Raw genomic sequence first — 11,047 nt, 5'->3', positions numbered from 1 at the left:
CCCGTCCTCTACCGCTGGCCCGTGAACGCCGCGTTCGGCCGCTCTGTGCCCAAGACCAAGTTCTACGAGCACGGCAACGTCCGCACTGCCCTGCGCGAGAAGTTCGTCGACGATATCCAGCGCATCGCCTGGGCTTACAAGCTCGCCGACGACACCATCCGCCTTCGCGGCACGACCACCGTCCCTGAGATCCAGGTCTTCACGATCGAGACCAAGGGCGCGGATGTCTCCGACGAGGTGCTCGCAGCCATCGACAAGACCGTGCACTTCCCGATCATCTTCGAGGTCGCCAGCATCGAACGCGTCCGCATGGCCGCAGCGCGGAAGTCGCTGGACGGCAAGACGCCGCGCATCGCGACCTACTTCACCACTGAATGGCAAGCCGCCGACGCGCCCCGCCGGCCACTGCCAACGGCACTCGACTTGCCGAGCCTGTACGAGGCACTCCTGGCGTCACTCCTGCCGGTTGCCACGCGAGTCGGCGAGACCGTGTCAGAGGCAACCGAAAGACTGGACCGCGCCCGAAAGCTCCAGCGCGAGATCGTCACGCTGGAGAAGAAGCTGCGCACCGAACCACAACTCAATCGCAAGATCGAACTGCGCAGGCAACTCAAAGAACGCGAGACCGCGTTCGCTGAGCTGACCGACACCGCACCGAGCACCAGAGGATGACCGTGGAGAAGCTGAAGATGCACTCGCCGGACCTGACCCAGCGAAACATCGACAAGATCGCCGAACTCTTCCCGGCCGTCGTCACCGAGACGCTCGACGCCGAAGGGAACCCGGTGCTTGCGATCGACTTCGATGCTCTCCGCCAGGAGCTTGCCGACCACGTCGTCGAGGGGCCGCAGGAGCGCTACCAGCTCGATTGGCCAGGCAAGCGTGCCGCGGCCTTCGCGGCCAACGCTCCCATCGCCAAGACGCTGCGGCCCGTGCGTGAGGATTCCGTCGACTTCGACACGACGAAGAACCTGTTCATCGAGGGCGACAACCTCGACGCGCTCAAGTTGCTTCAGGAGTCGTACCTCGGCAAGGTCAAGCTGATCTACATCGACCCGCCGTACAACACGGGTAACGACTTCGTGTACGAGGACGACTTCGCTGAGTCGACGGTGGACTATCTTGAGCGATCGGGCCAGACGACCGGCTCCGGGGATCGCTTGACTGCGAACCCTGATTCATCCGGCCGCTACCACTCGGACTGGCTCAGCATGATGTACCCACGACTCAAGCTCGCGCGTTCGTTGCTCAGCGAGCAGGGTATTTTCGCCGCGAGCATCGACAGTCACGAAACGCATAATCTCCGAAAAATCTGTGACGAAGTCTTCGGCGAACGAAACTTCATCGCCGAAGCAATCGTCGTCGCATCTCCGCGAGGGCGGCAGTCGGACTCATTCCTTGCGGGAGTTCACGATTCACTGCTCATCTACGCTCGCGAGCGGTCGTGCGCGGTTGTCGGTGGACGTCCGCTGGACGACTCGCAGCGAGGTGAGTTCAAGCTCAACGATCCCGAACTCGGTCCGTATCGGCTTCTGGGCCTTCGCCAGCGTGGCACGGCATCCAAGCGCAGCGATCGACCGGACATGTATTTCCCGATCTACGTAGCTCCTGATGGCGAGGAGGTCTCGCTTCATTCTCACGACGGGTGGGCAGAGGTGCTCCCGCGGAAGTCAGACGGTACTGACGGTCGTTGGGCGTGGGGCCGCGACCGGTGCGAGAAGATGAAGCACCTCCTTGTCGCGCGTTGGATCGATCGGCGCGACGAGTTCGACATCTTCACGAAGGACTTTCTGTTTCGAGAAGGAGCGGAGCGCGTTCGCAAATTCAAGACGTTGTGGGATGAGAGCACTTTCGACAACCAGAACGGGACGCAAGAGACGAAAGCCCTGCTCCAGGGCGACTACATGAGTTACCCCAAACCTGTGGCGCTCCTGCGTGAGATCTGCCTTCTCGGCACACCCGATGGGGGCATCGTCATGGACTTGTTCGCAGGCTCGGGTACAACGGCCCAGGCGGTCATGGAGACAACTGCCACCGATGCGAAGCCTCGCACATTCGTAATGGTTCAGGTCGGCGAACCGCTTCCCGAAGATTCGGCTGCTCGTCGCGCTGGGTACAAGACAATCGCGGAACTGAGTCGCGAACGCGTCCGTCGTGCGGCGAGAAGGGTAGACGAGTCGAGCGGTCTCCTGTCCGGAGAGATGGATCTCGGGTTCCGAGCACTCCGCGTCGACACGACGAGCATGGCCGATATCAGTGCGACTGCCGACGCGCTCGGCCAGGGAGACCTCTTGGACACGATCGACAGCGTGAAGCCTGACCGTACCGACGAAGACTTGCTCTTCCAAGTGCTCATCGACTGGGGCCTCGAGCTGAGCCTGCCTATCGAACGTGAGGTTTCGAGAGAGAGAGAGAGAGAGAGAGAGAGAGAGAGAGAGCCGGCGCCGCCCCCGAAACGTACTTCCGCGTCGCCGACGACGCGCTCATCGCGTGCTTCAGCGAGGAGGTGTCCGCTGATGTGGTCACCGAGATCGCGAAGCGTCAGCCACTGCGAGCCGTCTTCCGCGACTCGGCCTTCAAGTCGGACGCGGATCGCATCAACGCCGAGCAGCTCTTCCGTGAGCTGTCACCAAACACGGAGGTCAAGACCGTATGACCTCGCTGTTCTGGGCGGTGGTGCGTGATGGAGAAGCGCGCACTGCACTCGCCCGACCTGACGGCTCGCAACGTCGAGCGCATCGCCGAGCTGTTCCCGCAGGTCGTCACCGAGTCGAGGGACGCGGAGGGCAACGTGACCCTCGCCGTTGACTTCGACCTCCTCCGCCAGGAACTCTCCGACCACGTTGTCGATGGTCCGCAGGAACGCTACCAGCTCGACTGGCCCGGCAAGCGTGCCGCCGCGTTCGCCGCGAACGCACCTATCGCCAAGACGCTGCGCCCGGTGCGTGAGGAGTCGGTCGACTTCGACACGACCAAGAACCTGTTCATCGAGGGCGACAACCTGGAGGCACTCAAGCTGCTCCAGGAGTCCTACCTGGGCAAGGTCAAGCTGATCTACATCGACCCGCCATACAACACCGGCAACGACTTCGTCTATGAAGACGACTTCGCCGAGTCGAGCGCCGACTACCTTGCCCGCTCAGGCCAGAGGTCAGAGACCGGCGACCGCCTCGTCGCGAACGCCGAGGCGAACGGTCGCTTCCACTCTGACTGGCTGAGCATGATGTACTCGCGGCTGAAGTTGGCGCGTGGTCTCCTGACGGACGACGGAGTCATGATCGTCGCCATCGATGATCACGAACACGCGAACCTGCGCTCACTTCTCGACATGGTCTTCGGTGCAGACAACTTCCTCGCGAACGTGGTGTGGCAGGGATCAGGGAAGAATGACGCGCGCTTCACAGCAGGCGGGCTCGACTACATGCTTCTGTACGCGCGCAGTAGGACGACGCTCATTGCCCAGGACGTGCGCTTTAAAGGGCCCAAACGCGGGTACGACGATGTCATGGAAGCCGGGCGTCGCGCCTGGGAGGAGTCAGGCCACGATGCCGCGCGCGCAACGACGCGCTATCGCGACTGGTGGAAGACAAAGCCTGACGTAGAGGCCGGACTCAAGGCGTACAGCGAGATCGATGAATTCGGTCAGATCTTCACCCGCGACAATCTGGCGAGCCCGAATCCCCGGGAGAACTTGCAGTACGAAGTGCTGCACCCCGTCACCAGGGAGCCTGTCCCGATGCACGAGTATGGGTGGCGGCTGTCACGTGAGGCGATGGCGGAGCGCATCGCGCAGCGACGGATCATTTTCGGTCCAGATCACACAACCACACCGCGGTTCAAGCGCCTCTTGAGCGACATGGATACGCAGGCGATCCGCCCGGTGATCTCACAAGAGCGTGCACCCGCGAGTGACGCGCTCACGAGGCTTCTTGATGGAAAGCTCTTCGACTACCCGAAGGACACTGGTGTCCTCGGAACGTGGATCGACGCCGTGACGAGTGCCGACAAGGACGCTATCGTCCTGGACTTCTTCGCAGGCTCAGCGTCGACCGCGCATGCCGTAATGAGTCTCAACGCCACAGACCAGGGCAATCGCCGCTTCATCATGGTGCAGCTTGACGAGGTTCTCGAGTCTGGGGCGCTCGCCCGAAAGCGCGGATATGTAACGCTTGCCGGCGTGGCGCGTGAGCGACTGCGCCGTGCTGGTGAACATGTGCGGCAGGAGGCTGGACCGCCGGGTGCCGATCTTGATGTCGGATTCAGGTCGCTGCACGTCGCGACGAGCAACATGGCTGACACTCTCACGACCGCGGACGACCTGGTGCAGTTTGCGCTGTCGGAGGCCGTCGAGAGTGTCAAGCCTGACCGCACCGACGAAGACTTGCTTTTCCAGGTACTGCTCGACTGGGGGATCGATCTCGCCGAGCCGATCGCAGTCGACGACATCGAGGGCCGCCGCGTGCTGTCGGTCGCCGATGGCGCTCTGATTGCGTGCTTCGCCGATGAAGTAACCGACGCTGTAGTAGGGGCAATCGCGGCGCGGCATCCCCTTCGCGCGGTGTTCTTGGATGCGGGGTTCGCGACCGATGCCGCACGCATCAACGCCGAGCAGATCTTCCGCGAGGTATCACCCGAGACAGAGGTAAGGGCGATCTGACCCGATGAAGCTCCAGTTCAAGGTCCAGCCATACCAGACCGAAGCCGTCGATGCCGTGGTCGACGTGTTCATGGGGCAGCCGTATGCCGACGGGGTGAAGTACCGTATCGACCCCGGTAAGGAGGCGGCGCCCACGCTGCTGGAGGATGCGGGGCTGCGCAACGCGGAGATCGCGCTCACGCCGTCACAGCTTCTGGAGAATGTCCACGGGGTGCAGCGGGCGCGTGGGCTGACGCTGTCGAAGGACTTGAAGGACCCAGTCAAGAAGTCGGCGGCGCCGATAAATCTCGACATCGAGATGGAGACCGGCACCGGCAAGACCTACGTCTACATCAAGACGATCATGGAGTTGCACAAGCGGTACGGGTGGTCGAAGTACATCGTCGTCGTGCCGTCGATCGCGATCCGCGAAGGCGTGAAGAAGTCGTTCGACATCACCGCCGAGCACTTCCAGCAGTTCTACGGCACCAAGCCCCGCACTTTTGTCTACAACTCCTCGCGGCTGCACGAGCTGGAGCGGTTCTCGTCCGACGCGGGTGTGCAGGTGATGATTATCAACATCCAGGCGTTCAACGCCACCGGCAAGGACGCCCGTCGCATCTACGAGGTTCTCGACGATTTCCAGTCCCGCAAGCCGATCGACGTGATCGCGGCGAATCGGCCGATCCTGATCATCGACGAGCCGCAGAAGATTGAAGGAGACGCGAAGAAACCTTCGAAGTCCCTTGAGGCGCTCGGCCTGTTCCACGCGCTGTTCGCACTGCGCTACTCGGCGACCCACAAGATCGAGCGCACCAAGGTGCACCGCCTCGACGCGGTCGACGCGTACAACCAGAAGCTGGTGAAGAAGATCGCGGTGCGCGGCATCACGGTCAAGCACCTGGCCGGCAGCACCGCCTACCTCTACGTCGACGGGCTCGAGGTTGGCAAGGGCGCGGAGTTCCCCAAGGCGCGCGTGGAGCTGGAGGTGCAGACGGCCCAGGGCATCAAGCGGCAGGTGAAGCGGCTGAGCCAGGGCATGAATCTGCACGACATCTCTGGCGGTATCGAGGCGTACAAGGGTCTGTTCATCCGGGACGTGGATGCCAACCGCGACATCATCGAGCTGAGCAACGGCGACGTCATCGGCGCGGGCGAGGTCACCGAGGACGTCGCCGAGGATCAGAAGCGCCGCATCCAGATCCGCGAGGTCATCCGCGCCCACCTCGACAAGGAGCGGGAGCTGTTCGCGCAAGGTATCAAGACGCTGTCACTGTTCTTCATCGACGAGGTCGCCAAGTACCGCGACTATGACCGCGAGGACGCCCTCGGCGAGTACGCCCGAGTGTTCGAGGAGGAGTACGAGGCGGTGCTCGCCGACTACCTTGGTCAGCTCGACCTCGACGAGGCTGCCGAGCGGTACCGCAAGCACGTCGAGGCGATCTCGGTTCGGTCGACGCACGAGGGCTACTTCTCGATCGACAAGAAAACCGGGCACTCCGTCGACGGCAAGATCGCGGCGCGCGGCGACTTCGCTGGCCAGTCCGACGATGTCGACGCCTATGACCTGATTCTGAAGGACAAGGAGCGGCTGCTGTCGTTCGAGGAGCCGGTGCGGTTCATCTGGTCGCACTCGGCGCTGCGCGAGGGCTGGGACAACCCGAACGTGTTCGTGATGGGCATGCTCAAGAAGAGCGACAACACCACCACACGGCGGCAGGAGATCGGCCGCGGCTTGCGCCTATCCGTCGACCAGCACGGCGAGCGGATGGACAACCCCGTGACCGTGCATGACATCAACGAGCTGACCGTCGTGACCGATGAGTCGTACATCGAGTTCGTCACCGCGCTCCAGAAGGAGATCATCGACTCGCTGTCGGCTCGTCCGCGCAAGGCCACGGTTGAATACTTCACCGGCAAACAGTTCACGACTGCCGACGGGGTGACGAGCGTGGTGGAGAAGGCGGTCGCGCAGGCACTGTACTTCCACCTGATCAAGAACGACTACATCGACGAATCGGGCTTCGTGACGCAGGCGTACAAAGACGCGCGAGCCGACGGAACCCTTGCCGCGCCGGCCTCAGATGTGCTCAAGCCGGTGATCGACTTCGTTTGGCCGCTTGTCGACGCGCTCTACCTTGACGTGCCCAAGCCGGCTGATGGACGTAGGCCGAAGAAGATCCCGTTCAACGAGAAGAACTTCGCCAAGCGCGAGTTCCAGGAACTGTGGGGCCGCATCAACCACAAGGCGGTCTACCAGGTCGAGTTCGACTCGGAAGAGTTGATCGCTAAGTGTGTGGCCGAGCTGGACAAGAAGCTCAACGTCACCGTGATGCAGTACCTCGTCGAGGCCGGCAAGCAGGTCGTCGGGCTCGAAGTTGAGCAGCTCGAGGCCGGTACCGGCTTCAAGGTGTCCGAGACCAAGGTCGAGCACTCGGCCGTGTCGGCGGGCTCGACTGTGAAGTACGACTTGCTCGGGGAGATCGCTGAGAAGACTCAGCTTACGCGTCGGACATGCGCAGCGATCCTCACCGGCATCAATTCGGGCACGTTCGCGAAGTTCAAGCAGAATCCCGAGCAGTTCATCACTGAGACCGCCCGGCTCATCAACGAGCAGAAGGCCACGGTGATCGTCGAGCACCTGACCTACGATCCGCTCGACGGCCGGTACGACTCCTCGATCTTCACGGAGAACCAGACCGCCCAGGACCTGTCCAAGGCTGGCGACAAGCTGAAGAAGAGCGTGTACGAGTACGTCGTGACGGACTCGAAGGTCGAGCGCTCGTTCGTCGAGAAGCTCGACGTCAGCGACGAGGTCGTCGTCTACTCCAAGCTGCCCCGCGGGTTCTTCATCCCGACGCCAGTCGGCGACTACAACCCCGACTGGGCCATCGCGTTCCGCGATGACATCACGCAGATCAAGCACGTCTACTTCGTCGCCGAGACCAAGGGCTCGATGTCGACGCTCCAGCTCAAGGGCGTCGAGGAAGCCAAGATCGAGTGTGCGCGCAAGTTCTTTGCGTCGCTGAACGACAAGGCCGAGAACGACGGCGTGAAGTACGACGTCGTGGACACGTACGAGAACCTCCTCGCGCTTGTGGGGGCGTGATGGCTGACATCCGGATCAACGGTGTGGCACAGCAGCCCGTGTCCGAACCGCACGCGAACCGGCTCACGCCCGAACGCCTTCGCACCATCGTTGAGTCTGCGCATCTCAACTTCTTGCTCGGCGCGGGTACATCCGTCCCGTACTTCGCGCCGCTTGGCAACATCGAGCAGGCGCTCACGGACCTCGCCGACTCGAGCGGGCCCGAGGGTGCGAAACTGCTTGTCCGCGCCTCGATCCAGGCCTACTTCTTCGAGAACGTCCTCGTCCCCAACACCAGGGTCATCGAGCGCGAGGCTTCAGCTGAGTCCGTTCTTCGCTCCTATGCGACCTTCGTGCGCACCCTGAACCGCATCCTGCTGCGACGGCACAGCACGCTCCTGTCGAAGCAGGCGAACATCTTCACGACGAACGTGGACATGTTGTTCGAGGTGGCCATGGAGGAACTCGGCATCGAGCTCTCTGATGGGTTCAGCGGCAAGATCAGGCCAAAGTTTGACCTCGGTGACTTCAACACTCTCCGCTTTCGGATGGGCAGTCGGTACGAGCACCGGTTCGAGGTGCCGGTCTTCAACCTCATCAAGATCCACGGATCGGCCTCATGGCGTCAGCACGAGCGAGAGGACCGGAAGTCCGACATCTACTTTGACCACGGGTTGACGCTCGTGAAGGAGGTCAGGGGGCTACTTGACGCCGCGAAGGAACACTTGCTGTCCGTGCTCGTCGATCCTCAGCCGCAGGGCCAGGGGCCGACAATCCGCTCAACCAGGGATCTCTTGACCGAGGCAGAGCAACGATTGGAGGACCTCAAACTGCTCGGCACGGAGGAGACCGCGGCAGAGGCGGTCGGGGCGTTCTCTGATGGCTACAACAGGCTCGGCATCGTCAATCCGGACAAGCGCAAGTTCGCGACGACCGTGCTCAACGAGACGTACTACGAGCTGATCCGCCGGTTCTCCAATGAGATGGAGAAAGAGAACAGCGTCCTCTTTGTCCACGGGTTCTCGTTCCGTGATGAGCATCTGCGCGACCTCGTGCTGCGCGCAGCGCGAACGAATCCGACTTTGGAAGTGGTCGTGTTCTGCTACTCGCGCGGGGGGCTCAGGGACTACGAGGCGCTCCTGCCCGACAGCGAAGTCAAGAACGGCAACATCCAGTTCGTGATCCCAGACGAGCCGGGCGAGGGACTCGGCGAACGCAAGATCAACCTCGACATTCTGGAGTCCGACTACTTCGCGCCGATCGTTCGCGACAAGATTCCTGCACCGGATCAGCGAATCGAACTGGACATCCGGACGCCCCCCGCGGAGTCCTCCGGTGATTGAGGAAGACGTTCTTGATCAGGACGCCGTGTTCCGCGTGGGCAGGGTCGTGTCGGTCGACGGCCGGCGTGTGCGAGTCGCGGTCGACAAGCTCAAGAACGGCTCGCACCTCCTGTACCGCGGAGGCCTTGTGCGGAACGTCGCCGTCGCGAGCTACGTCAAGATCGTCAAGGGCTTCGTTGAGCTGATCGCCAAGGTTGATGGGGAGGTTGTCGAAGAGGATCGCGGGGCGACCTCCGGGTACCGCCGCGGCGTGGACCCTTTGTCCCGACAGCTCGACGTCAGCCTTGTCGGCTACATCGAGGGCGGACGCTTCGAGCGCGGAGTGCGTGAGATGCCGCTTCTCGACAACGAGTGCTTCATGCTCACGGAGGATGAGTTCGGACTCATCCACACGTTCGTCTCGGCGGACGATGAGCCGCTCGAGATCGGCGCGCTGGCGATGGAGCCAACTCAGCCGGTATCGGTTGGTGTCAATGCAATCTTCGCGAGCCACGTAGGGATCTTCGGCAACACGGGCAGCGGGAAGTCGTACACGCTCGCCAAGCTGTATCACGAACTGTTCAAGAGGTACGGGGCGATCGAGACGTTCCGCCAACGGTCTCAGTTCGTGTTGATCGACTTCAACGGCGAGTACGTCAACCGCGCGGGCGGATCGGAGGAGTACGCGACCGCAGTCATTGCCGGGGACGATGTGAAGCAGGTTTACGACCTGTCGACACACGACGACGGTGGGGATCAGCTGCCACTTCCGAGGTCCGCCGTTCATGATCCAGTCTTCTGGACCGTTCTGCTCGACGCGACTGAAAAGACGCAGGCTCCCTTCATTTCTCGCGTGCTCAAGAGCGACTACTGGGACGCCCTACTTCCAGACTCCGCAGCGCTCCTCGATGTCATCGGAGACCTCGTCGCGCGCGCGACGAAGAGCAATGACGCGACGATCGACAGGCAGCTCCCAATCAACTTCCTCGAAGAGATCGAAGAGTGCCTCGGCGACGACGTGGATCGCCAGAGGCTGCTGTCGTTGATTCAGGAGATGCGGGACAAACTCCAGTACTTCAGCCGTGACCATAACTTCTATTGGGGTCCACGCGGGAGTGCCGAGGAAAAATGGGCAACCGCGGACGATTGGAGCGACTTCATCAAGGGCAAGGTCACGGCCGTGCAGCAGGACTTCTCCTCAGTCGGTGACGTAGATCTGGTTCGCTTCAAGCTCGTCCTCCAGTACTACCGGGACGTGATCAGTGGCTTCGCGAACCGCGAGCACCTCGGCCCAATGATGAAACGAATGGTCGAGCGTGTGCCCAGTATCAAGCGCCTCGTTCGAGTGTCGGACGATGCGTTTACCAAGGTGCCGCTAACGGTGGTTTCCCTACGGAACGTCAACCTTGCGATGCGCAAGGTCATCCCCATGATCGTCTGCAAGCATTTGTATGACGACAAGAAGCGGTCAGACCCGCACGGCCAGAGGTACCTGAACCTCATCATCGACGAAGCACACAACATCTTGTCGTCGGAGTCTGCACGGGAAAGCGAGGCATGGCGCGACTATCGCCTGGAGACGTTCGAGGAGATCGTCAAGGAGGGCCGCAAGTTTGGGGTGTTCCTCACGATTGCGAGCCAGCGTCCGCATGACATCTCAGAAACGATCGTGTCGCAACTGCACAACTACTTCCTCCACCGCCTCGTGAACAACCTCGACGTTCACGCCATCGAGAAGGCGGTCGCATACCTTGATCGGGTGTCGTTCGAGTCTCTGCCGATCCTGCCGACCGGGACATGCGTTCTCTCGGGGGTCTCGGCTCAAGTCCCCGTTGTCGTGCGGATCGGTCAACTCCCACCTGAGGCCGCTCCCAATAGCCGCACGATGTCGGTGACGACTGAGTGGCTCTCGCCGCTCATCGCTGATTCCGACGACGAGGATCCGCCCGACGCGATCGATCTGAGTGATGTGGACTGGCCATCGGTGCCGCCATTCTGAAG

General features: G+C 61.9%; 6 protein-coding genes. All 6 read left to right on the top strand.

Features of this window, described 5'->3' with window-relative positions:
- The first annotated feature begins 21 nt into the window (after nucleotides 1-21).
- Genes D7I44_RS01570 through D7I44_RS01545 form a run of 6 tightly spaced genes read left to right on the top strand, consistent with a single transcriptional unit; the run spans nucleotide 22 to nucleotide 11,045 of the window.
- A complete protein-coding gene (locus D7I44_RS01570; RefSeq protein WP_245979889.1) occupies nucleotides 22-672 on the top strand; it encodes a DUF4391 domain-containing protein in 651 nt (216 codons plus the stop codon).
- A 2-nt stretch (nucleotides 673-674) separates the two neighbouring features.
- On the top strand, nucleotides 675-2,684 hold the full coding sequence (locus D7I44_RS01565; protein WP_220093813.1) for a site-specific DNA-methyltransferase: 2,010 nt from the start codon (nucleotides 675-677) through the stop codon (nucleotides 2,682-2,684).
- The gene (locus D7I44_RS01560; protein WP_120787880.1) at nucleotides 2,684-4,657 is read left to right on the top strand and encodes a site-specific DNA-methyltransferase; all 1,974 of its coding nucleotides are present in this window, start codon (nucleotides 2,684-2,686) and stop codon (nucleotides 4,655-4,657) included. Before D7I44_RS01565 ends, D7I44_RS01560 begins: the two co-directional genes overlap by 1 nt.
- Nucleotides 4,658-4,661: 4 nt before the next feature.
- Nucleotides 4,662-7,745 (top strand): type III restriction-modification system endonuclease, encoded by a 3,084-nt coding sequence (locus D7I44_RS01555; protein WP_120787879.1) that lies wholly within the window; start codon nucleotides 4,662-4,664, stop codon nucleotides 7,743-7,745.
- A complete protein-coding gene (locus D7I44_RS01550; protein WP_120787878.1) occupies nucleotides 7,745-9,067 on the top strand; it encodes a hypothetical protein in 1,323 nt (440 codons plus the stop codon). Before D7I44_RS01555 ends, D7I44_RS01550 begins: the two co-directional genes overlap by 1 nt.
- Nucleotides 9,060-11,045 carry an ATP-binding protein gene (locus tag D7I44_RS01545; RefSeq protein ID WP_120787877.1) on the top strand — a complete coding sequence of 662 codons (1,986 nt, stop codon included), beginning with the start codon at nucleotides 9,060-9,062 and terminating at the stop codon, nucleotides 11,043-11,045. The genes D7I44_RS01550 and D7I44_RS01545 overlap by 8 nt, the downstream gene beginning before the upstream one ends.
- Nucleotides 11,046-11,047: the final 2 nt, after the last annotated feature.

The organism is Gryllotalpicola protaetiae (assembly GCF_003627055.1).
In the GTDB taxonomy this organism is placed as follows: domain Bacteria; phylum Actinomycetota; class Actinomycetes; order Actinomycetales; family Microbacteriaceae; genus Gryllotalpicola; species Gryllotalpicola protaetiae.
The sequence above is the reverse complement of the archived record's forward strand: the minus strand, read 5'-3'. Positions and strand labels throughout refer to the sequence as shown.